General features: G+C 74.6%; 18 protein-coding genes. 11 read left to right on the top strand and 7 right to left on the bottom strand.

Going from position 1 to position 21,252, the window contains the following annotated elements; all coding sequences use genetic code 11:
• Window positions 1-330 precede the first annotated feature (330 nt).
• Window positions 331-903, top strand: coding sequence for a HEAT repeat domain-containing protein (locus ACGF5U_RS18450; RefSeq protein WP_392715668.1), 573 nt, complete (start codon window positions 331-333; stop codon window positions 901-903).
• A gap of 30 nt (window positions 904-933) precedes the next feature.
• Here the strand turns inward: ACGF5U_RS18450 and ACGF5U_RS18445 are convergent, their stop codons facing one another.
• On the bottom strand, window positions 934-2,544 hold the full coding sequence (locus ACGF5U_RS18445) for an alpha/beta hydrolase (RefSeq protein ID WP_392715670.1): 1,611 nt from the start codon (window positions 2,542-2,544) through the stop codon (window positions 934-936).
• A 137-nt stretch (window positions 2,545-2,681) separates the two neighbouring features.
• Window positions 2,682-3,743, bottom strand: a complete 1,062-nt coding sequence (locus tag ACGF5U_RS18440; protein WP_392715672.1) for an Rv2578c family radical SAM protein — start codon at window positions 3,741-3,743, stop codon at window positions 2,682-2,684.
• Window positions 3,744-3,886: 143 nt separating this feature from the next.
• Here ACGF5U_RS18440 and ACGF5U_RS18435 point away from each other — a divergent pair, with 143 nt between their 5' ends.
• The 4 genes from ACGF5U_RS18435 (at window position 3,887) to ACGF5U_RS18420 (ending at window position 10,980) form a co-directional block, all read left to right on the top strand.
• Window positions 3,887-4,330, top strand: coding sequence for an SRPBCC family protein (locus tag ACGF5U_RS18435; RefSeq protein WP_392715674.1), 444 nt, complete (start codon window positions 3,887-3,889; stop codon window positions 4,328-4,330).
• Between the two features lie 499 nt (window positions 4,331-4,829).
• Window positions 4,830-7,433, top strand: a complete 2,604-nt coding sequence (locus ACGF5U_RS18430; protein ID WP_392715676.1) for an MFS transporter — start codon at window positions 4,830-4,832, stop codon at window positions 7,431-7,433.
• A gap of 125 nt (window positions 7,434-7,558) precedes the next feature.
• Window positions 7,559-10,117: a SpoIIE family protein phosphatase gene (locus ACGF5U_RS18425; protein ID WP_392715678.1), complete on the top strand. Its 2,559-nt coding sequence runs from the start codon at window positions 7,559-7,561 to the stop codon at window positions 10,115-10,117.
• A 71-nt stretch (window positions 10,118-10,188) separates the two neighbouring features.
• On the top strand, window positions 10,189-10,980 hold the full coding sequence (locus tag ACGF5U_RS18420) for a class I SAM-dependent methyltransferase (RefSeq protein WP_392715680.1): 792 nt from the start codon (window positions 10,189-10,191) through the stop codon (window positions 10,978-10,980).
• Between the two features lie 159 nt (window positions 10,981-11,139).
• On the opposite strand, the gene ACGF5U_RS18415 is transcribed toward ACGF5U_RS18420, so the two are convergent.
• Window positions 11,140-11,703 (bottom strand): hemerythrin domain-containing protein, encoded by a 564-nt coding sequence (locus tag ACGF5U_RS18415; protein ID WP_392715682.1) that lies wholly within the window; start codon window positions 11,701-11,703, stop codon window positions 11,140-11,142.
• A gap of 216 nt (window positions 11,704-11,919) precedes the next feature.
• Between ACGF5U_RS18415 and ACGF5U_RS18410 the strand changes: the two genes are divergently transcribed.
• Together ACGF5U_RS18410 and ACGF5U_RS18405 are read left to right on the top strand one after the other, a co-directional pair.
• Window positions 11,920-12,507: a hypothetical protein gene (locus ACGF5U_RS18410; RefSeq protein WP_392715685.1), complete on the top strand. Its 588-nt coding sequence runs from the start codon at window positions 11,920-11,922 to the stop codon at window positions 12,505-12,507.
• Window positions 12,508-12,517: 10 nt separating this feature from the next.
• Window positions 12,518-13,678, top strand: coding sequence for a glutamate--cysteine ligase (locus ACGF5U_RS18405; RefSeq protein ID WP_392715687.1), 1,161 nt, complete (start codon window positions 12,518-12,520; stop codon window positions 13,676-13,678).
• A 55-nt stretch (window positions 13,679-13,733) separates the two neighbouring features.
• Here ACGF5U_RS18405 and ACGF5U_RS18400 read toward each other — a convergent pair whose 3' ends face one another.
• Window positions 13,734-14,486, bottom strand: coding sequence for a 2OG-Fe dioxygenase family protein (locus ACGF5U_RS18400; protein ID WP_392715689.1), 753 nt, complete (start codon window positions 14,484-14,486; stop codon window positions 13,734-13,736).
• Window positions 14,487-14,650: 164 nt separating this feature from the next.
• Between ACGF5U_RS18400 and ACGF5U_RS18395 the strand changes: the two genes are divergently transcribed.
• Entirely contained in the window at window positions 14,651-15,220 is a 570-nt protein-coding gene (locus ACGF5U_RS18395; RefSeq protein ID WP_392715691.1) for a potassium channel family protein, read from the top strand.
• Between the two features lie 55 nt (window positions 15,221-15,275).
• On the opposite strand, the gene ACGF5U_RS18390 is transcribed toward ACGF5U_RS18395, so the two are convergent.
• Together ACGF5U_RS18390 and ACGF5U_RS18385 are read right to left on the bottom strand one after the other, a co-directional pair.
• Entirely contained in the window at window positions 15,276-16,469 is a 1,194-nt protein-coding gene (locus tag ACGF5U_RS18390; RefSeq protein WP_392715693.1) for an aromatic amino acid transaminase, read from the bottom strand.
• Window positions 16,462-17,433 (bottom strand): DMT family transporter, encoded by a 972-nt coding sequence (locus ACGF5U_RS18385; protein WP_392715695.1) that lies wholly within the window; start codon window positions 17,431-17,433, stop codon window positions 16,462-16,464. The genes ACGF5U_RS18390 and ACGF5U_RS18385 overlap by 8 nt, the downstream gene beginning before the upstream one ends.
• Window positions 17,434-17,618: 185 nt before the next feature.
• Between ACGF5U_RS18385 and ACGF5U_RS18380 the strand changes: the two genes are divergently transcribed.
• Complete coding sequence (locus tag ACGF5U_RS18380; RefSeq protein WP_392715696.1) at window positions 17,619-18,089, top strand: Lrp/AsnC family transcriptional regulator; 471 nt, start codon at window positions 17,619-17,621, stop codon at window positions 18,087-18,089.
• 14 nt (window positions 18,090-18,103) lie between these two features.
• Here ACGF5U_RS18380 and ACGF5U_RS18375 read toward each other — a convergent pair whose 3' ends face one another.
• Entirely contained in the window at window positions 18,104-18,844 is a 741-nt protein-coding gene (locus tag ACGF5U_RS18375; RefSeq protein WP_392715697.1) for an SDR family NAD(P)-dependent oxidoreductase, read from the bottom strand.
• 222 nt (window positions 18,845-19,066) lie between these two features.
• On the opposite strand from ACGF5U_RS18375, the gene ACGF5U_RS18370 reads away from it, so the two are divergent.
• Window positions 19,067-19,900 carry a M55 family metallopeptidase gene (locus tag ACGF5U_RS18370; protein ID WP_392715699.1) on the top strand — a complete coding sequence of 278 codons (834 nt, stop codon included), beginning with the start codon at window positions 19,067-19,069 and terminating at the stop codon, window positions 19,898-19,900.
• A complete protein-coding gene (locus ACGF5U_RS18365; protein ID WP_392715701.1) occupies window positions 19,893-21,233 on the top strand; it encodes a M20/M25/M40 family metallo-hydrolase in 1,341 nt (446 codons plus the stop codon). Before ACGF5U_RS18370 ends, ACGF5U_RS18365 begins: the two co-directional genes overlap by 8 nt.
• The last annotated feature ends 19 nt before the right edge of the window (window positions 21,234-21,252 follow it).

The raw sequence follows: 21,252 nt of genomic DNA, 5'->3' as shown, positions 1-21,252 counted from the left end.
ACGCGCCGAGCCGGCCGGGACCGCCGTGCGGGCGGTACCGGACGAGGCGGGCGGGGCGCCGGGAATGGCGTCGAGCGATCGCGTCGAGCGGTGCACCGCGCGCCGGTGGTACGGATCGCGCGGTGAGGGATACGGCGGACTCTGTCCCGGAGTCACGTCGTGGAAAGTGCTGAACCGACGGGCACCCACGGCGGCTGCGTCACCAGGCCGCCATGAGGGGTGCGGGGGTGTGCCCCGCTCACTTGAGATTAACTCGCGGGTAACGAGCGCGCCAGTCCCGCGACAGTGTGATCTGGATCGCCGGGCCCGCCCGTCGCTACGCTGACCGCCATGGACGCGGAGCTCGGCTCGCTCATGGACCGGCTGCAGGACGAGGCCGACGACCCGGCGGCGTACGGACGGCTCGTCGTGACGGAGGATCACGAAGAGCTCGCCGCCGTCCTCACCGCATCCGGCCGCCCCCTGTGGGCCCGCGAGATCGCCGCGTTCCGCCTCGGACTCGCCCGGGACCGGCGCGCGTTCGAGGCGCTCGTCCTGCTCCTCAACCACCGGGACCCCGAGCGCTGCGTGTCCGCGGCCTACGCCCTGTCCCGGCTCGCCGACCCGCGTACCGCCAGGGCCGCGGCCGCGCTCGCCACCAACGAGCTCCGCGTCGCCTACGCCATGGTGCCGGTGCGGCTGCTCGCCGCGCTACGGGCGCCCGAATCCGTACCGGCCCTGATCACCGTGCTCGAACGGCGGCTCGCGGCGGACGACCCGCACTGGCGCGTGGGCGTGGCCTGCGCCGAGGGCCTGGGCGCGCTCGCCGACCCCCGCGCGCGCCCCGCCCTGGAGGCCGCCCGCCGCCACCCGCGCCTGGCCGGCGCCGCCATGGAGGCGCTCCGGCGGCTGAACGGGTCCTGACCCCGGCCCGCCGGCGGCGGTCGGCGCGCCTCAGCTGCCGGGCCGGCCGAGCAGACCGTGCAGGGCCGCCCCGCCCGTGGCCGCCTTCGTCCCGTCCTTCGCCGGGCCGCCCGTCCGGGGCGCGGGCTTCGGGTCCGGGAGTGTCGCGCACACCGCGTCCGCGCCGCCGCCTCCGTCGCCCCGCGGCACCTCACCCGTGGCCAGGTACCGGGCCAGGTACCGGTCCACGCAGGCGTTGCCGCTCAGCGTCACCGCGTGGTTGCCGGAGCCCTCCTCCACGACCAGGCGGGAACCGCTCAGCATCCGTCGTACGGCGACCCCGCCCTCGTACGGAGTGGCCGCGTCGTCGGTCGCCTGGAACAACAGCACAGGCGGCAGCCGGTCGTTGGAGACGTCGAGCGGGCGTAGCGACGGCACCGGCCAGAACGCGCACGGCGCGTTGTACCAGGCGTTGTTCCAGGTGGAGAACGGCGCCTTCGCGTGCACGGACCAGTTGTCGCGGTGCCAGACCCCCCAGTCGCCGGGCCACCCCGCGTCCCGGCACTGCACCGCCGCGTACACCGAGTAGCCGTTGTCCCCGGCGGCGTCGCCCGCCGCGAGCGCCTCGTACGCCTCGACCAGCGGCGCGGTGTCACGGTCGATCGCGTACGCGGCGAACGCCTGCGCGAGCAGCGGCCAGTAGCCGTTGTAGTAGCCGCCCGGCAGGAAGGTGTCCTCCAGCTCGGCCGGGCCGACCTTCCCGCCCGCCGGCTTCTCCTTCACGGCCGCCCGCATCGCGTACCACCGGTCCTCGACCCGCGCCGGGTCGGTGCCGAGCCGGTACGTGGCGTCGTGCCGGGCCACCCAGGCCATGAACGCCTTGTGGCGGGCGTCGAAGGCGATGTCCTGGGCCAGGTTGGCGTCGTACCAGACACCGCCCGGATGGACCACGGAGTCCAGTACGAGCCGTCGCACCCGCTCCGGGAACAGCTTGGCGTACACGACGCCGAGGTACGTCCCGTACGAGTAGCCGAAGTAGCTGACGCGCGGGGCGCCCAGCGCCCGGCGGATCTCGTCCATGTCCCTGGCCGCGCTCACCGTGTCGATGTGCGCCAGCAGGTCGCCGTGCCGTTCGGCGCAGCCCCGCGCGAACGCCGCGGCCCGCGCCAGGTTGGCCCGCTCGCCGGCGTCGTCTTCCGGGACGGAGTCGGGCCTGACGGGGTCGAAGTGGCCGGGCCTGCAGTCCAGGGCGGGCCTGCTCGCCCCGACGCCCCGCGGGTCGAAGCCGATGACGTCGTACCGTGCCGCGACGTCGGCGGGCAGCGATGCCGCCACGAACCCGGCCATCGCCCTGCCGCTGGCGCCGGGCCCTCCGGGGTTGACGAGCAGCGGCCCCAGCGACGTCTTCGCGGTGTGCGGGATCCGGGACAGCGCCAGCGTGATCCGCTTCCCGTCAGGCCGGTCGTGGTCCAGGGGCACCTGGACCGACGCGCACTGCAGCCTCGGGTACTGCTTGGTGGCGCACCCGGTCCAGGCGGGCGCGGCCGTCGGCCGTGCCGCCCCCTGTCCGGCCGGGGCCGGTTCGGCGCTCGACGGTGCCGCGGTGACCGCACCCGCGACGAGTGCTCCCGCGGCGATCAGTACTCCTGCGCGTTTCTGCATCCGGACAGTCTCCGGCGACCGCTGGCCGGAATCCTGCTGGATGAGCATGTTGTGCCGTTATGTGACCCGATTGGCGGGGCCGGGGGCCGCAAGTCAGAGAGGGGTCAGAGAGGGGTCAGGGCGGGGTCAGGCTGGGGTCAGAGCAGGGTCAGCTGCGTCGGCCCGGGGCCGGGCGCGAACCGGGGGGCCGGTTCCGCCTGTTCGGGCGCCGCCGGTTCGCCGCCGGGGCGCCGGCCCGCTCCCCGCCGTCCGGGCCCGATGCCGAACTCGGCGGCCAGTTCGTGCACCTGGCGGGTGATCCGGCGCTGGTACCAGGTGGGGGCGTACGCCCCGTCCGCGTACAGGGCCTCGTAGCGCCGCACCAGCGCCGGATGGTGCTCGTGCAGCCAGGCCGTGAACCACTCGCGGGCCCCGGGCCGCAGGTGCAGGACGAGCGGGGTCACCGACGTGGCCCCGGCGTCCGCGATGGCGCGGACCGTCTCGCGCAGCTGGTCCGGCCGGTCGCCGAGGAACGGGACGACCGGGGCCATGAGGACCGCGCAGCCGATGCCGTGCTCGCCCAGCGTCCGTACGACGTCGAGGCGCCGCTCGGGCGCGGGCGTACCCGGCTCGACGGTGCGCCACAGCTCGCCGTCGGTGAACCCGACGGAGACGGAGACGCCCACCTCGGTGACGTCCGCGGCCTGCCGCAGGAGCTCCAGGTCCCGCAGGATCAGGGTGCCCTTGGTGAGGATCGAGAACGGGTTGGCGTGGTCGCGCAGCGCGGCGATGATGCCGGGCATCAGCCGGTAGCGGCCCTCCGCGCGCTGGTAGCAGTCGACGTTGGTGCCCATGGCGATGTGCGCGCCGTCCCAGCGGGGTGACGCCAGCCGGGCGCGCAGCAGCTCCGGCGCGTTGACCTTCACCACGATCTGCGAGTCGAAGCCGAGCCCGGTGTCGAGGTCCAGGTAGCTGTGCGTCTTGCGGGCGAAGCAGTACACACAGGCGTGTGTGCATCCCCGGTAAGGGTTGACCGTCCACTCGAACGGCATGCGTGAAGCTCCGGGCACCCGGTTGACGATCGAACGGGCCCGGACCTCGTGGAAGGTGATGCCCTGGAACTCCGGCGTGTCGAACGTCCGTGTCGTCACGGCGTCGGCGCCGAACAGCGCGGCCTCCGCGGCCGTCGCCCGGCTGTCGCTCAGATTTTCCCAGCGCATGGGGCGCCTCCTCGGTGGGGCGGGAACGGCTCGCGCCCACAATAGAACATGTGTTCCCATGATCGCCGCCACCCGGATTTGGGCGGTTCCCCCTCAGGTGGTTGGCTGGTGCCCCCTGAGGAACGACTGCTGGAGGACAAGGCATGGCGCAGGTCGAGGCCACGACGGAGCGAGTCATCGCGGCGGACGCGGAGACGGTGTTCGACGCGCTGGCCGACTACAAGGACACCCGCGCGAAGCTGCTGCCCGAGCACTTCAGCGAGTACGAGGTGCGCGAGGGCGGCGACGGCGAGGGAACGGTCGTCCGCTGGAAGCTCCAGGCCACCAGCAAGCGCATCCGCGACTGCCTGCTGGAGGTTACCGAGCCCACCGACGGGCAGCTCGTGGAGAAGGACCGCAACTCCTCCATGGTCACCACCTGGACCGTCACCCCCGCCGGTGAGGGCAGGTCGAAGGCCGTCGTCACCACCGTCTGGAACGGCGCCGGAGGCATCGGCGGCTTCTTCGAGAGGGCCTTCGCCCCCAAGGGCCTCGGCCGGATCTACGACGCCGTGCTGGAGAAGCTCGCCGCCGAGGTCGAGAAGTAGGGCATCTCGCGGGCGCCGCCGGCCGGCGGCGCCCGGCGGCGGCACCCGTGCGCCGCGCGCGGCGTCGGGCGGCGCGTACCCGAACCGGTCGTCGGGCGGCACGTACCCGAACCGGTGGGTCACGGGCCCCGGCCCGCACCCCGGGATGTCACCGGTTCGGGTGGTTCTCCCCGGCGCCCGCGTCGCAGCCGTGCCGCCTCGCGCGCCCCGCCCGGCGGGGCGCGCGGCCCGCGCGACGGCGCGCGACACCGTTCGCCGGCGCCCCGGAGCACGCGGGGTCACCCCGGAAAGCCCCTGATGGGGGCCGAACGGGCGAACAAGCGGGGGGCGGGGGAGTGCACTCGTGCCGCCGCGCGCCCCGCGTACGCGTCCATGCGACCCGCACCCGAATCCCCACGGTCCGCTCCCTCTCTCCGGGAATGCTCCGGTTGCCCCGGCTCCACACGTGATGCGAAGAATGACGCCGCGCATGTGAGCGAAACGAGGGGAGCGGCTTTCCGTGGGTGGGATCACGCCGGCGATCGACGCACAGACCACGGGGACATCCCCGGACGACACCGCACCACCCCCCTCCGCCCCGCCACCCGACCGGGCCGCCCCCGCCGGGCCCGGGGCCGGCCGCGTAGGGCTCGTCCTCACCGGGCTGCTGCTCGCCCTGTTCCTCGCCGCGTCGGCGCAGACCGTCGCCGTCTCCGCGCTCGCCGCCGCCGTCGGCGACCTCCGGGGCCATGGCCCCGGCCGGGGCGCGGACGGCCGTGCGACCTGGGCGATCACCGGCCATCTCCTCGCCGCCACCGTCGCGTTGCCGCTGCACGGCAGGCTCGGGGACCGCTACGGCCGCAAGCCGCTTCTCCTCCTGGCCATCGCCGTCTTCGTCGTCGCCTCCGCCCTGGCCGGCTGGTCCCGCACGACCGGCCAGTTCACCGTCCTCCACGCGGTCCAGGGCCTGGGCGCGGGCGGCGTGCTGATCGGGGCACAGGCGCTCGTCGCCGACCTGGTGCCGGGGCGGCGCCGCGCCCGCCACATCGGCGCGGTCGCCGCCGCCATCGGCGCGGGTACCGCGACGGGGCCGCTGCTCGGCGCCGCCGTCACCGAGCACCTCTCATGGCGCTGGTGTTTCTGGGCGGGCGCGGCACTCGGCCTGCTCGCCCTCGCCGTGGTCACGTGCGCGCCACGGCTGCCGAAGCCCGCCGTACGGGGGCGCCTGGACGTGCTGGGCACGCTGCTGTTCACCGCCGCCGGCACCTGCCTGCTCCTGCTCGCCGCATGGGGCGGAACCCGGTACGCGTGGGACTCCCGCGTCGCCCTCGGCCTCGCGTGCGGAGCGGCGGGGACGCTCCTGCTGTTCACGGTCGTCGAGCACTACGCACCCGAACCGCTGATCCCGCTCCGGCTGTTCCGCGACCCCGCCTTCCTCGTCACCGCGGTCGCCGGGGCGGCCGTCGGCGCCGCGCTCTCCGTCGTCCCCGCCTGCCTCCCCGCCTACCTCCGGGTGGTGGAGGGGGCGGGGGCCGTGGAGGCCGGGCTGGTGCTGCCGCCCCTCGCCGGGGCTCTCGCCGTGGCCGGTGTCGTGTCCGGGCTGCTCAGCGCCCGCACCGGGCACTCCACGGTCCATGCCGTGACCGGCGGCGCCGTCGCCGTCGTCGGCATGTGGCTGCTGTCCCGGGTGGAACCCGGCACTCCGCCCCTGCACGCGGCCGTCTGGGCGGCCGTCCTGGGCGCCGGCCTCGGCCTGGTCCTGCCGGTCCTCATCCTCACCGCGCAGAACGCCGTTCCGCCCGGCGACGTCGGCACCGCGACCGGAGTGCACACCTTCTTCCGCCTCCTCGGCGGCGCCGCCGGCGCGGCCGTCGCCGGGACCGTCATCGGCGCCCGGCTGCCCGCGCCCACGGAGGCCGCCCCGGGGCCGTCCCCGGCGGGCGGCCCGTGGGCGGTCACCGCCGAGGCCGTACGCGCCGTGCCGCCCGCGCTGCGCGACGGACACCTCCAGGCGTACGCCGACGGGGCGCCGCGCGCGCTCCTGCTGCTGGTGCCCGTGCTCGCGGCCGGTCTTCTCGCGCTGTTCCTCCTGCGGGAGCGGCCGCCGGTGGCCCGGCCCGCCGGTGGCGCCGCCGTGCCCCCGGCGCGCGGGCCGGGATCCGCCACCGCGCCGGCTCACCCCGCGACGGCGGCCACGCCCCCCGCCGCGCCGTCGCCCCCGGTACCCGCCCCCGCACCCGCGTCGGCCGGGAAGCCGGAACCCGCCCGTACCGCCCCGGTCCCGGCCGGAGCCGCCCGTACCGCCCCGGTCCAGGCAGGAGCCGCCCGTACCACCAACGCCACCGCCCCCGCCGCAGCCGCAGCCCCCGCGGTCCCCGTCTGCGGCACCGTCCGGCACCACGACGGGTCCTGGGTGGCACACGCCGCGCTCACCCTCGTCGACGCGCACGGGCGCCAGGTCGGGCGGGGCGCGAGCGGCGAGGGCGGGCGGTACGCGCTCGGCGTGCCGGGCCCCGGCGCCTACGTGCTGATCGCGGCGGCCGGCGGGCACCGGCCGCAAGCCGTCCCGGTCACCGTCGCCGACCGGCCGGTCCAGCTCGACGTGGTGCTCGGCGGCGCGGGGCGGCTCACCGGGACCGTCGTCGCCCCGGACGGCAGCCCCGTACGCGACGCCGCCGTCACGCTGACCGACGTGCGCGGCGAGGTCGTCGCGGGCGCCCGGACGGAACGCGACGGCTCCTACGCCGTCGGCGGGCTCGTGGCGGGCGAGTACACCCTCGCCGCGAACGCGCCCGCGTTCCGGCCCACCGCCCTCCCGGTGACCGTGCGCCCGGCGGGCGAGACCCGCCAGGACATCGAACTGGTCGGCGCGGCCACGCTGCGGGGCACGGTACGGACGCCCGGCGGCCGCCCCGTCGAGGAGGCGCGGGTGATCCTGCTCGACGGGGCGGGGAATGTGGTCGGTTCGCTCACCACAGGCGCCGACGGCGTCTTCGGCTTCACGGAGCTGGTGTCCGGCGATTACACCGTCATCGCGTCCGGCTACCCGCCGGTGGCCACCGTGCTCAAGGTGGCGGGCGGCGCCCGCACCGACCGCGATCTCCGTCTCGGCCACGGTGATTGACGATCGGTCAGTTACCGGCCCGTAGGCGCGGGATTCGGCCGATGCCCGGCGCACGCCCGGCGCGGAGCCGTACCGTGGTGCCGCCGGCCGCGGATCGTCGCGGCGGGGAAAGGAGCCCTCCACCCATGGACAGTGGCGTTCCGCAGGCGACGCCGGATTTCGGCGCGGCCGGCCGTGTTCCGCTGGCCGTGGTCGTCGTGGACAGCGACGGCCTGGTGTCGCACTGGTCGACCGGGGCGCGGCGGCTGTTCGGGACCGCCCGGCAGGACGCGCTGGGCCGCCCCGCCGCCGAGCTGCTCCCCGTGTTCGGCGCGCTCGGCGATGACAGCCGGTACGCGGACGACATCCCCTACGGGAGCGGGCACGGCGGCCCGTACGGGAGCTTAGGGGCGTACGAGGAGCGCGAGGGGCGCACGGCGTATCCCGGCCACCCCGATACCTGGCTCGGCGGGCTCGGCTCCTACCCCGCCACGGGCCGCGCCCGCCTCACCGCACCGGACGGCGGCGCCGGCGACGACCGGGCGGACGACGGACGGGACGGCCGTACCCGGGTCGATGTGCTGTGGTGGGCGTACCCGCTCGCCGGACCCGGAAGGGAACGGCTGCTCGTCCTCGCCACGGACGCCGATCGGTTCCGCGGCGACTTCGCCGACGCGGAGAACTTCGAGCGCATCACCCCCGGCTTCGCGCCGCACACCGACCTCCCGGGCTCGGGCGAGCTCGCCCGGCGGCTCCCCGAGATCCTGCCGAGCATGAGCGTCAGGGAAGCCGGCCGGATCGTCTCCCAGATCCTCGCCCTCGGCTATCCCGTCCTGGAGTTCAGCCAACGGGACCGGGTGCCGGTCACACCCGACTGGGGCATCCCCCGGCGTGCGGAGCGCCGCGCACGCCGCCGCGCCGCCGAGGAGGCCGCCGAGCGCGGACACGCCCTCGACCCGGCCGACCCGGCCGTTCCGGAAGATCTGGCCGATCTGGCCGATCTGGCCGAGGATCTCGAATACGCCGCCGTACGCGAGCGGCTGGAGTTCCTCAACGAGGTCAGCGGCCGCATCGGCTCCTCCCTGGACCTGGCGCGGACCATCCACGAGGTCAGCGCGGCGGTGGTGCCCCGTTTCACCGACGTGGCCGGCACGTACCTGCGCGAACAGGTCGTCGCGGGCGAGGGGTTCCCCGACGGGCCGCCCGACGCCACGACCATGTGGCACCGGGTCGCCGTCGAGCATGTCGACGAACCCGGCCGCTGGGACGACGTGGTGCCGGTCGGCGAGGCCATGCCGTTCCCGGTGCACACCCCGTTCTTCCAGTGCATGACGACCGGCGAGCCCGTCCTCGTCCCCCGCATCAGCGACGAGCTGGGCACGGCCATCGCCGCCCAGTTCGACAAGCGGGACATCCGGCCCCTGATCAACGGCCGCTCCATGCTCGTCGTGCCGCTGAAGGCACGCGATGTGGTGCTGGGTTTCATGATCCTGCTGAGGCACCCCGGCCGGGCCCTGTTCAACGACATGGACCGGGTGACGGGCGCGGAACTCGCCGCGCGGGCCGGGCTCGTCCTCGACAACGCGCGCATGTACACGTACCAGGAGAGCGTCGCCGAGACGCTCCAGGACGCGATGCTGCCGCAGGTCAGCCCGCGCATGCCCGGCTGCGACACCGCGACCCGCTACCTGCCGGGCACCCTGCTCGGCCGCGTCGGCGGCGACTGGTTCGACACCGTCAAACTGCCCGGGTCGCGCACCGCGCTCGTCGTCGGCGACGTCATGGGCCACGGCCTCAACTCGGCCGCCATGATGGGCCAGTTGAGGACCGCCGTACAGACCATGGCCGCGCTGGACCTGCCGCCCGCCCAGTTGCTGCGCAATCTGGACGACCTGGCGCAGCGCCTCGGCGAGCACTATCTCGCCACCTGCCTGTACGCCGTGTACGACCCGATCGGCGGCGTACTGGAGCTGGCGAACGCCGGGCACGTGCCGCCGGTGGTCGTCCGGGCCGCCGACGGCCGCAGTGACCTGCTCGACCTGCCGTCGGGCGCCCCCATCGGGGTCGGGGGAGTGCCGTTCGAGACCGTCCGGGTCCCGGTGGCCGCCGGGGACCGGCTGGTGATGTGCACCGACGGGCTGGTGGAGGTGCGCGGCGAGGACATCGGGGTCGGCCTGGCGACCCTCTGCGAGTCGGCGGCGCACCCCGCCGCCTCGATGGACGACGCCTGCGACACCATCATCCGGGCCCTGAACACGCGCGGCGGCCGCAAGGACGACGTGGCCCTGCTGATGGCCAGGCTCAACGGCATCGCGCCCGACGACGTCGCCCACTGGGAGCTCCCCGCCGAGCCGCGTACGGCGGGCCGCGCCCGACGGCTGGTGCGCGACCGGCTGGCCCGCTGGGGACTCGGCGCACTCGACGGCACGGTCGAGCTGCTCGTCGGCGAACTCGTCGCCAACGCGGTGCGGCACGCGGGCGGCCACCGGATCGCCCTCCGGCTCGTCCGCACCGACCTGCTGCTGTGCGAGGTCATCGACGGCGGCCACACCCTGCCCACGCTCCTCAGCGCGCGCCCGGACGACGCGCACGGGCGCGGACTGCGCGTGGTCGACGCGCTGGCCCGGGCGTGGGGCGCCAGCAGGGCGGCCGACGGCAAGACGGTGTGGTTCGAACTGGCGCTGCCGAGGAAGACCGGACTCTGAGGACACAGAGATCCGTTCCGTCACGGCGATGACGCCGCGAGGCGGGGGGACCGGTAACCGGGGAGCTGGCCATGAGCGTGACGAAACGTTACAAGGACGCCTGGGAGGGCTTCTGGCGCGAGGCCCCGGGGGAGCCCGGCGCCGTCTTCTGGGACGCCGAGCCGGAGATCACCGCGGCCGTCCACCTCGACCTGTTCGCGCCGCACCTCACGGAGCCGCGTCTGCCCTTCGTCGACCTGGGGTGCGGCAACGGCACCCAGACCGCGTTCATCGCCCAACGGTTCGGCGGACCGTCCGGCGGCGGGCCGACCGGCGGTGGGCCGTCCGGCGGTGGACCGGCCGGCCGCGTGATCGGGCTGGATGTGGCCACCGCCGCCGTCGAGCACGCCAGGAAGCAGCACGCACACGACGCGGTGGAGTTCCTGTGCGGCGACGCCGCCGACGCGGACACCGTCGCCGGGCTGCGCGCTTCCCTCGGCGACAGCAACGTCTACCTGCGGGGCGTCCTGCACCAGGCGGAGCCGGACGACCGCAGGCGCATCGCCGCGTCCATCGCCACGCTCGTCGGGCGGCGCGGCAGAGCGTTCGTGGTGGAACCGTCGGAAGCGGCCGGGGCGGCCCTCCAGGAGATGGTCGGGGGCCCGGCCGGGCCCCCGCCGAAGATGCTGCCGGTCTTCCGCCACGGCATCGCCCCGGGCACGCTCGCCGACGCGGACGTCCCGGGGCTGTTCCGTACGGCCGGCCTGGCCGTCCTGTCCTCCGGCGAGCTCCCGCTCGCCACCACGGAGCACACGCCGGACGGCACCCGGATCGAGCTCCCGTCGACCTGGCTCGTGGTGGGCCGCCCGGCCGCCACCGGCTGACGCGGCGGCAGCGGCGGCGCCAGCGGCAGCGGCGGTGGTGGCAGCGGAGGCGTGAAGGTGGCGGCGGCACGGACCCGGCCGCCCGGGGCCGTGCGCGCCGCCGCGTCGTTCACTCCCCTCCCCTTCCCTCCCCTCGCCGGGCGCCGGGCGCCGGGCGGTTCAGGTGTGCTTGCCGCGGCCCGTGAACGCGTCGCGCAGCCGGTCGACCAGGCCGGTGCCGGGCGCGAGGAGCTTGTTCGCCGGCGGCTTGTCGGGCGCTGACGGGTGCGGGCGGGTCGGCGCCGTCTTCTTGGCCTGGCGGACCTTGTCGCCCAGCTTCATGAGCGTGTCCGGCGGGCAGGCCGCCCGCAGCCGGGGGAAGAGGTTGTTCTCCTCGTCGGTCACGTGCTCCCGGATCTCCGCCATCAGCCGGGTGACCAGCTCGTCGAACCGGGGGTCGTCCGCCGCGCACTCCTCCAGCTCCTTCATGGTGCGCTCGGCCTCCGCGTGGTCCCGCAGCTCCTTGTCCGCGAGCGCGTCGCCGCCGGGGATGTGCTCGCGGACCGCCGGATACAGATACGACTCCTCGGCCACCGAGTGCCGGACCAGCTCCATGGTCACGCGGTCGGCGAGGTCCTTGCGCCGGCTGTCGCCCGACGGGGTCTCCTCGATCGTGGTGAACAGCTCCTCGACCTCCTGATGGTCGTTGATCAGCTCTTCGATGACGTTTCCGCCGTGTGCCATGTGCCTGCTCCTTCGCAACGGCCGCACGGGCCCTGCCGGCCTCATGCGGTCTCAGCGGTCTGAACGATCCGTGAGGGGCGATTACCACCCCATGGGAGTGATATGTCTCATTTCGAGGCGTGAGTCCCGCGCGTTACGCTGCATGGCCCCGACCGACGGACCCTCCGCCCGACGGACCCTCCGCCCCACGGACCCTCCCGACCCACGGACCCCCCTGTGCACCCGGACCTCTCCCCGCTCATCGCGGCGACCACCCGCTGGCTGACGCACGCCTACCCGGCGGGTGGCGGCGCGATCGACCGTGCCCTCGCCGAGGCCCAGGCACGGCAGGCGGTCACCGTCGCCGCCTGGCTGCGCTACCCGACGGACCTGGACGCCGCGCTGGTCGCCGTCACGGGCGCGGGCGGCTCCCACCGACTCGACTGGATCACGGGCGCGGACGGCCACGGCACGGACGAGGACGGCGCGGACGGCGCGGACGGCCACGGTACGGCCGGGGATCGCGGGGCCGGGGACGGAAACGCCTGGCGCACCTGGGTGGACGAGACCGTCGCCAGCTGGGCCGCCGCCCTGCTCGGCAGTCCGTCGCTGGCCGCCGGCGCCGTCGCGGCCGTGGTGCCCGCCGCAGCGGCCGGCGGGGCCCCGGTCGGGTTCCCCCGGCTCGTCAGCCCCGGCGAACGGGATCTGCGGGCGGCCGCGCTCCTGCGCCACCCCGACCTTCTCGCCCCGATAGCGGACCTGCACCGCGCCGAGCTCCTCGACCGGTTGGCGGGCTGCGCGCGACAGGCCCGGGACGGCACGTGATGCTGAAGGGGTGACCGATTCCGGGCCGGAGGGCGCGCCGACGGTGGGCGTCGAGGAGGAGTTCCTCCTCGTCCACCCCGGCACGCGACGGCCGGAGGCGGCCGGCGACCGGGTCGTCGCGCGGGCCGGGGCGGCCGTGGACGGTCTGCTGTCCGGTGAGTTCACCGCGTACCAGATCGAGGGCAGGACACCGCCCTGCTCCCGTATCGACCGGCTCCGCGCGGAACTCGCCCGGGTCCGGGCCGCGGCCGTGGGCGCCGCCCGTGCGGAGGGCCTCGGCCTGTGCGCGTCCGGCACGCCCGTCGTCGGCGACGCCGAGCCCCCGGAGATCGGCGACCACCCGCGCTACCGCGCCGGGGTCCGCCAGTACCGGGCCATGCTGGATGACTACACCATCTGCGCGTTCCACGCCCATGTCGGACTGCCCGACCGTGAACTCGCCGTACTGACCGGCAATCACCTCAGGCCCTGGCTCCCGCTCCTGGTGGCGCTGACCGCCAACTCGCCGTACCACCGCTCCCGTGACACCGGCTACGCCTCCTGGCGGTCCGTGATCAGGATCCGCTTCCCGTGTCTCGGCCCGCCCCCCTACGCCACCTCGCTCGCCCACCACGAGCGGCTCGCCGCCGCGATGGCGGACACGGAGGCCATGCTGGACGCGGCCACACCGTTCTGGGACATCCGCCCCAATCCGCGCCTGCCGACGCTGGAGGTCCGCGCCATGGACGTCCTGCCGGACATCGACGACACGGCCGCCGTCACGGCCCTGATCAGGGCGCTCGTCATGACGTCGGCGGCTCGGGTCGAGCGCGGCGACCCCGGCCCCCGTCCGGAGAGCGAGCTGCTGCGCGCCGCGTACTGGCGGGCGGCCAGGGACGGCTGGAGCGGCACGGGCGTCGACGCGCTCAGCGGGCGTGTGATGCCGGTGGCCGAGCAGGCCGGGCGGCTCGTGGCCGAGGTCCGTCCGGCGCTGGAGGAGTACGGCGACATGGCGCGGGTGGCGGCGTTCCTGCGGCGTGCGGCGGTACGGGGCGGGGGAGCGGAACGGCAGCGCGCCGTAGCGTCGCGTCAGGCGGCCGGGGCCGGTTCTGACGACTGGCCCGGCCGGGTCGTGGACGCGCTCGTGGCGGACACGGCCGCCGGCACCCGCGGTGACGACACCCGGCCCTGACGGTCGCGCGTCCCGACCTCAGGGCCGTCCCCACCGCGTCCCGACCGTCAGACCGTCACGCCGGCGCGGGCGTCAGCGTGACGACCAGCACGTCGCGGCGGGCGGGGCGGTCGGTGTGCACGGGCCGGATGGGCGACACCTCGTGGAGCGTGCGCCGGTCGTCGCCCAGCAGGAGCGTGCCCGGCTCGTCCAGCACGGTCGTCAGCACCATCGTGCCGTCCGGTTCGAACACCGAGCTCTCGCCCCCGTCGGCGTTGCTCCGGTCGACGAGCAGCGACGACACCAGCGTGACCCCGTCGCGATGACGGCCCTCCGGGGTGGGGTTCCCCGTCGAACCGGCCGAGGCGATCACCCGGAACGGGTGCACCTTCACGCTCCACGCCTCCGTACCGTCCAGACAGGTGGCCACCTCGCCCAGCAGCTCCACCAGGGACGTCAGCAGCGGGTCGGCGGCGAAGGCGTCCGTGAGCGGGTCGAAGTGCCGGTCGACGCCCACGTACATCGGGTTCGAGTCCTCCGGCTGGACGAACGTCTCGTGCTCCTCGGGCACCAGCTCCGCCGCCCCGGCCGTGTACGTGAAGTGCCCGTAGCGCCGCAGCCGCCGGGTGCCGCTCTCCTCCGCGTACGGGTCGGGCGTCAGCTCCTCCCAGTGGGCGGCGAACCGGGCCCACCCACCGGGGCCCGTCCCCACGTACCCGCCGACCGCGTCGGGCCGCATCACATGCGCCCCTTCGGTGATCAGGTCGCGCATGGCGGCCTCCACCGGGCCGACCCGTGCCGTACCGTCGCTGCCGATCACGTCGCCCATGGGGACCGCCGCCCTCCTCAGTGGTGTGCCTCGCGGCTCCTCTCCGTACCCATGGTCGGGCGGACCGCCGCCGGGTGCACGCGGGACCGGCCCGCCGGGGGGCGCGTCACTCCCCTGGCCACGGCCACGGGGCGGCCGCCGTGCGAGGCACCGACCATGGGCGCATGACCGAACCCGCCGGCCCGCCCCCGCGCGGCGACCGGGGCGCGGGACCCCGTCGCCGCGCGGAACCCGCCCGGGCGTGGGCGGTGGTCGCGGGGGCCGCCGGGGTCCTGCTGGCGGCCTACTTCCTGCTGCCGCTCGGCGTCTTCGGACCGCACCGCCCCGTGCTGAGCTGGACCGTGTTCGTCACGGCCCTCGCCGTGATCGCCGTCCTGATCCTCAAGCACATCCGCGATGTGCTCCTGGACCGGCCCGGCACGCACTCCGGCATCGCCCTCGGCGTCCTGATGTGCCTGACACTGCTGGTCTTCGCCACGGCCTGCCGCGCCCTCGCCCGGCACCCGGGCCAGTTCGAGGGGCTGGAGACCCGCCTGGACGCCCTGTACTTCACGGTCGTCACCCTCGCGACCGTCGGCTACGGCGACGTGACCGCGCGGGGGCAGGCCGCGCGCCTGGTCGTGCTGCTCCAGATCGTCTACGACCTGGTGCTCCTGACCGGCGCGGCGACCGCCCTCTCACGCCACGTCAAGACCCGTATCGGCCGGCGCGACGCCCCCGCGCGTCACCGCTGACGGACGGCGGTCGTGCCATGGCGAGCACGGGCCGCCGACCATCCCGCCTCGTCCGTCACACGCCGACCGGTTCGAGCACTCCGGCGATGCCTCGCGCCAGGCACGCGACGCGGTCCGCCGGGATGCCCGCGATGTTGACGCGGCCGGACGCGGTGCCGTAGACCGCGTACCGCTCGCGCAGCCGGGTCATCTGCTCCGGGGTGAGGGGCAGGCCGGCGAACATGCCCTTCTGCCGGGCCAGCGGCTCGGCCTTCGATCCATGGCCGAGTGCGGTCAGCCGGGCCACCAGGTCGGCCCGGTTGGCGGCGATACGGTCCCGCATCGTGTCGAGTTCGGCGCGCCAGGAGGCCCGCAGCGTGTCGTCCCCCAGGATGGTGGCGACGATGGCGGCGCCGTGCTCGGGCGGCATCGAGTAGAGCGTGCGCGCCGCGTTCTGCAGGGCCGTCTCGACGTGCCGCAGCGCCGTACGGGACGAGCCCAGCACGATCGCGCAGCCCGTACGGTCGGCGTACAGACCGAAGTTCTTCGAACAGCTGACGGCGATCAGCATCTCCGGGACCCGCTCCGCGAGCATCCGCGTCGCCCACAGGTCGGCCTCCAGGCCGTCGCCGAGGCCGTGGTAGGCGAGGTCGATGAACGGGATCCAGCCGGCCGTCCCCGCCAGGGCGGCCAGCGCCTCCCAGTCCGCCGCGGACGGGTCGGCGCCCGACGGGTTGTGGCAGCAGCCCTGGAGCAGGACGACGTCGTCGCGGCGGGCCTCGCGCAGGTCGCCGATGAGGCCGTCCGAGTCGAGGCGCCCGTCGGCGTCGAGCCAGCGGTACGTGCGGACGTGGAGGCCGGCGGCCTCCAGGATGGGCCGGTGGTTGACGTACGCCGGGTCGCTGATCCACACCGTGGTGCCGGGGCGGGTCTGCCGCACCAGATCGGCCAGCAGCCGCAGCGCCCCGGTACCGGCGACGGTCTGGACGGCGGTGGCCCGCGCGCCAGGGCCGTCGGGCCCCAGGACCGTCGCCAGCATGGCGTCGTTGAAGGCGATGTTGCCGGACAGGCCCCGGTACTCCTTGGAGGCGGATCGTTCCGCCAGCCGTATCTCGGCATCCCGTACGGCGGCCATGACGGGGGTGACGCCGGTGTGGTCGCGGTAGACGCCGAGGACCAGGTTCAGCCGCTCGGGGCGCGGGTCGGCGCCGAACTCGGCGGCCAGGTTCCACAGCGGGTCGACGGGCGGGGGAGGCAGCAGCTCAAGCATCGGGGGAGACCTCCGTTCGGGGCCGGCGGTTGGCGAGGACGACGCCGGTGGTGATGAGGGGAACGCCGACGAGGACGGCGAGCGTCGGCGACTCGTCGAGCAGGGGGACGGCGAGGAGGACCACGGCGACCGGACTGAGGCTGCCGACGACGGAGCTGCGCTCGGCGCCGAGCCTGCGGATCGCGAACGCGTACAGCAGCCCGGCGCACAGCCCGACACCGAGGCCCTGCACGACCAGGAACAGGGCGATGTCACCCGCGGCCGCGTGCGCGAACCCGGTCGGCAGCACCCCGGTCAGCACCAGCAGCCCGATCACGGCGAACGACGGCAGGCACAGCAGTCCGATCGACCCCACCGGGTCGAGGTCGACCTCCTTCAGCCCCACCGTGTACAGCGCCCACAGGCCGCTGGCGAGCAGGAGCGTGCCGGAGCCCAGCAGCACGTCGGCGTCGAGCGCGGTGACATAGCGCCCGACCAGGGTGACCACCCCCGCCGCGATCAGCACGAGCCCGCCCGCCCGGGTGCCCCGGGGAACCCGGCCGCCGCGCGCGACCATCAGCGCGGACACGAACAGCGGCACCATGCCGGGCACGATCGCCCCGACGAACGCAGCCGACGTGAGCGAGCCGCCGTACATCGCGGCCAGGAAGAACGGCACCCCGGCGCCGCACACGATCTTCGCGGCGGCGCCGGGGCGTACCGCGGCGAGCGCGCGCCGGCGGCGCCACAGCGCGGGTGCCAGCAGCAGCGGCGGGAGGCCGAAGCGCAGCAGCGCCGCGTCGGCGGGCAGCAGGGTGGAGGCGCTCAGGGCGCGGGCGCTCAGCGCGAACGCGGCCCAGATCGCCACGGTCAGCAGGAGTGCCGCCATGCCCGCGGTGTGCGGGGACGGCCCGCTGCCCGCGGACCGTACCCGCGCCCGTATCGGCACGGGGGCGTCCGCCCCCACGATGTTCGTCGCGACCAAGGGAGTTCCTTCAACGCAAGCGCGCGTGCGCCGTGCACGCCGCGCGGAGTCGGTGCGGAAGGATCCCCCCGCCCAACGGGCAACGTTAGGGCGTCCGCCGGGGCAGCCGATTGCTACTTCTGCCGCTCAGCCATAGCGTAGGGACAGAATCTGCCAAGGATCGCGAGGAAAGGGCGGGAGAGGCCATGGACGCCGTCGATCTCCAAATCATCCGGGAGCTGCAGGCGGACGGCCGGCTGTCCAACCAGGACCTCGCCGACCGCGTCCGGCTGTCGCCGTCGCCCTGCCTGCGCCGGGTCCGCAGGCTGGAGGAGTCCGGTCTCATCAGCGGCTACACGGCGATGGTCGACCAGGTCGCCTACGGGCTGCCGATCACCGTCTTCGTCCGGGTCCGCCTGGAGCGCCACACGGCCGAAGCCGTCAACGCCTTCGAGGAGCACGTCGGGCTCATCGAGCACATCCAGGACTGCTACCTGATGGCGGGCAGCAGCGACTATCTGCTCCGGGTGGTCATCGAGAGCCTGGAGGCGTACGAGGTCCTGGTCCGCACCCGGATCCACGCCATCCCGGGGATCGCGTCGATCGAGTCGAGCTTCGCGTTCGGCAGTGTCAAACAGTCCAGGACCTACCCCCGGCCCGCCCCGCCCGCCCGCTGAACCTGCCGGGCCCCTCAGCGGCCGCCCGACACCCGCAGCACCGTGCCCGTGGTGTACGAGGCGTCGGGGGACAGCAGCCAGGCGACGGCGGCGGCGATCTCCTCCGGCTCGCCCGCGCGGCCGAGCGGAGTGCGGGCGGCGACCTTCGCGGGACGGTCGGGGTCGCCCATCGCGGCGTGCATGTCCGTCTTGACCGTGCCGGGGGCGACCGCGTTGACCCGGATGCCGTCGGGGCCGAGTTCCTTGGCCAGACCGACGGTCAGGGCGTCGGTGGCCGCCTTGCTCGCGGCGTAGTGCACGTACTCCCCGGGGCTGCCGAGCGTCGCGGCGGCCGACGACACGTTCACGATGGCCCCGGAGCCGTGCGCCGCCATGTCGCGCGCCGCGCGCCGGCAACACAGCAGGTACCCCAGGACGTTGACGTCCAGGACGCGGCGCAGGACCTCGGTGCGCGCATCGGCGAGCCGGCCGAGCGGCCCGGTCACGCCCGCGTTGTTGACGAGCCCCGTGACCCGCCCGAACTCGCTCGCCGCGCGGTCGAACAGGCGCTCCACGTCCGCCTCGGCGGAGGTGTCGGCCCGTACGGTGGCACAGCGCGCCCCGGCCGCGCGCACCGCGTCGGCGGTGCGGTCCGCGGCGGCCTCGTCGCGCACGTACCCGAGCACCAGATCGTGTCCTTCGCGGGCCAGCCGGACGCAGGTCGCCGCGCCGATGCCCCGGCTGCCGCCCGTGACGATGGTGACTGGACGTGACATACGTGCCTCCCGTGATCGATGGCGGGTACACCTCGGCAGCCAGTCGTATCGCACGCGGCCTCCCCCGACGCACCCGGGTGGCGGCGAGGCGGAGTCCGGGGTGTGGTGCGGCACGTGGCGCTGGACAGGGCGCACGCTCTGCTCAAGACTGGCGAACCACTGCCGAACGCCGCCGTCCGGGTAGCGGCGTCGGCTGTTTTGAGCTGCGGGAACAGGAGATCCATGAAGATCCTCATCAGCGCCGACATGGAGGGTGCCACGGGGGTGACCTGGCCGGCCGACGTGCTGCCCGGGACACCCCAGTGGGAGCGGTGCCGGGCCATGTTCACCTCCGACGTGAACGCGGCCGTTCTCGGCTTCTTCGACGGCGGCGCGGACGAGGTGCTCGTCAACGAGGCACACTGGACCATGCGCAACCTGCTCCTGGAGCGCCTCGACGAGCGGGCCGAGATGCTCACGGGCCGTCACAAGTCGCTGTCCATGGTGGAGGGCGTCCAGCACGGCGACGTCGACGGCATCGCCTTCGTCGGCTACCACACGGGCGCGGGCACCGAGGGCGTGCTCGCCCACACGTATCTCGCCAACTCCATCACCGGCGTCTGGCTGAACGGTGTACGCGCCAGCGAGGGCCTGCTCAACGCGCAGGTCGTCGCCGAGTACGGCGTGCCCGTCATCCTGGTCACCGGCGACGACCTGACCTGCGACGACGCACTCGGCTACGCACCCGAAGCCCGCAAGGTCGCGGTCAAGGACCATGTCTCGCGCTACGCCGCCGTCTGCCGCACCCCCGCCCGTACGGCGGCCGACATCCGCGCCGCGGCCAAGGACGCGACCCGGCTCGCCGTACGGTACGAACCGGTGCGCGGAGGGCCGTTCACCGTGGAGCTGGAGTTCGACGCGGAGCATCTCGCCGCGGTCGCCACCGTCGTCCCGGGCGTGGTGGCCGGCGGAGAACGGCGTGTCGCCTACACCAGCGGCACGATGTACGAGGCCATCCGCACGTTCAAGGCGGTCACCACGATCGTCTCGGCCGCAGTGGAGGAGCAGTATGGCTGACACGGCACAGCGGGACGGCGTGACCGACCGCGCCCTGGACGAGGTGGTGACCTTCACCTCCGAACTCATCCGGATCGACACCACCAACCGGGGCAGCGGCGACTGCCGGGAACGCCCGGCCGCCGAATACGCCGCCGAACGCCTCGCCGGGGCCGGACTCGAACCGGTGCTCCTGGAGCGCACCCCCGGCCGGACGAACGTCGTCGCCCGGATCGAGGGCACCGACCCGTCCGCCGACGCACTCCTCGTCCACGGCCATCTCGACGTCGTCCCCGCCGAACCCGACGACTGGACCGTGCACCCCTTCTCGGGGGAGGTCCGCGACGGAGTGGTGTGGGGCCGGGGCGCCGTCGACATGAAGAACATGGACGCGATGGTCCTGGCCGTCGTCCGCGACTGGGCGCGCCGCGGCATCCGTCCCCGGCGCGACATCGTCATCGCGTACACCGCCGACGAGGAGGCGAGCGCCGTCGACGGTTCGGGCTTCCTCGCCGACCACCACCCGGCGCTCTTCCACGGCTGCACCGAGGGCATCAGCGAGTCCGGCGCCTACACCTTCCACGCCGGACCCGACCTGGCCGTCTATCCGATCGGCGCGGGCGAACGCGGCACGGCCTGGCTCAAGCTCACCGCCGAGGGCCGAGCGGGCCACGGTTCCAAGGTCAACCGCGCCAACGCCGTCAGCCGGCTCGCGTCGGCCGTCGCCCGGATCGGCGATCACCAGTGGCCCGTACGGCTCACTCCGACCGTACGCTCCGCCCTCACCGAACTCGCCGCCCTGCACGGCATCGACGCCGACCTCGACGCGCCCAGATTCGACGTGGACGAACTGCTCGCCAAGCTCGGACCGGCCGCCGCGCTGGTGGAGTCCACCATCCGAAACAGCGCCAACCCGACCATGCTCCAGGCCGGTTACAAGGTCAACGTCATCCCCGGTCTCGCCACCGCGCATGTCGACGGCCGGATGGTCCCGGGCGGCGAAGCCGAGTTCACCGAAACCCTGGACCGGCTCACCGGCCCCGACGTCCAGTGGGAGTTCCAGCACAAGGAGGTCGCCCTCCAGGCGCCCGTCGACTCACCGACGTACGCCAAGCTGCGCGCCGCGATCGAGCGCTTCGACCCCGACGCGCACGTCGTCCCGTTCTGCATGTCCGGCGGCACCGACGCCAAGCAGTTCTCCCGGCTCGGCATCGTCGGCTACGGCTTCACACCGCTGCGGCTGCCCATCGGTTTCGACTACCCGGCGCTCTTCCACGGCGTCGACGAGCGTGTTCCGGTGGAGGCGCTGCACTTCGGTGTGCGCGTCCTCGACCACTACCTGCAGTCCGCATAGTTCAGAGGGGGGACCCGTC

This window comes from Streptomyces sp. NPDC047886 (assembly GCF_043204435.1).
Classification (GTDB): domain Bacteria; phylum Actinomycetota; class Actinomycetes; order Streptomycetales; family Streptomycetaceae; genus Streptomyces.
Note: the sequence above shows the minus strand (reverse complement) of the source record. Positions and strands in the feature narration are given on the sequence as shown.

Coding starts and splice junctions, on each gene's coding strand:
- ACGF5U_RS18450 (WP_392715668.1), top strand. CDS start 331: ATGGACGCGGAGCTCGGCTCGCTCATGGACCGGCTGCAGGACGAGGCC.
- ACGF5U_RS18445 (WP_392715670.1), bottom strand. CDS start 2,544: ATGCAGAAACGCGCAGGAGTACTGATCGCCGCGGGAGCACTCGTCGCG.
- ACGF5U_RS18440 (WP_392715672.1), bottom strand. CDS start 3,743: ATGCGCTGGGAAAATCTGAGCGACAGCCGGGCGACGGCCGCGGAGGCC.
- ACGF5U_RS18435 (WP_392715674.1), top strand. CDS start 3,887: ATGGCGCAGGTCGAGGCCACGACGGAGCGAGTCATCGCGGCGGACGCG.
- ACGF5U_RS18425 (WP_392715678.1), top strand. CDS start 7,559: ATGGACAGTGGCGTTCCGCAGGCGACGCCGGATTTCGGCGCGGCCGGC.
- ACGF5U_RS18420 (WP_392715680.1), top strand. CDS start 10,189: ATGAGCGTGACGAAACGTTACAAGGACGCCTGGGAGGGCTTCTGGCGC.
- ACGF5U_RS18415 (WP_392715682.1), bottom strand. CDS start 11,703: ATGGCACACGGCGGAAACGTCATCGAAGAGCTGATCAACGACCATCAG.
- ACGF5U_RS18400 (WP_392715689.1), bottom strand. CDS start 14,486: ATGGGCGACGTGATCGGCAGCGACGGTACGGCACGGGTCGGCCCGGTG.
- ACGF5U_RS18395 (WP_392715691.1), top strand. CDS start 14,651: ATGACCGAACCCGCCGGCCCGCCCCCGCGCGGCGACCGGGGCGCGGGA.
- ACGF5U_RS18390 (WP_392715693.1), bottom strand. CDS start 16,469: ATGCTTGAGCTGCTGCCTCCCCCGCCCGTCGACCCGCTGTGGAACCTG.
- ACGF5U_RS18380 (WP_392715696.1), top strand. CDS start 17,619: ATGGACGCCGTCGATCTCCAAATCATCCGGGAGCTGCAGGCGGACGGC.
- ACGF5U_RS18375 (WP_392715697.1), bottom strand. CDS start 18,844: ATGTCACGTCCAGTCACCATCGTCACGGGCGGCAGCCGGGGCATCGGC.
- ACGF5U_RS18370 (WP_392715699.1), top strand. CDS start 19,067: ATGAAGATCCTCATCAGCGCCGACATGGAGGGTGCCACGGGGGTGACC.
- ACGF5U_RS18365 (WP_392715701.1), top strand. CDS start 19,893: ATGGCTGACACGGCACAGCGGGACGGCGTGACCGACCGCGCCCTGGAC.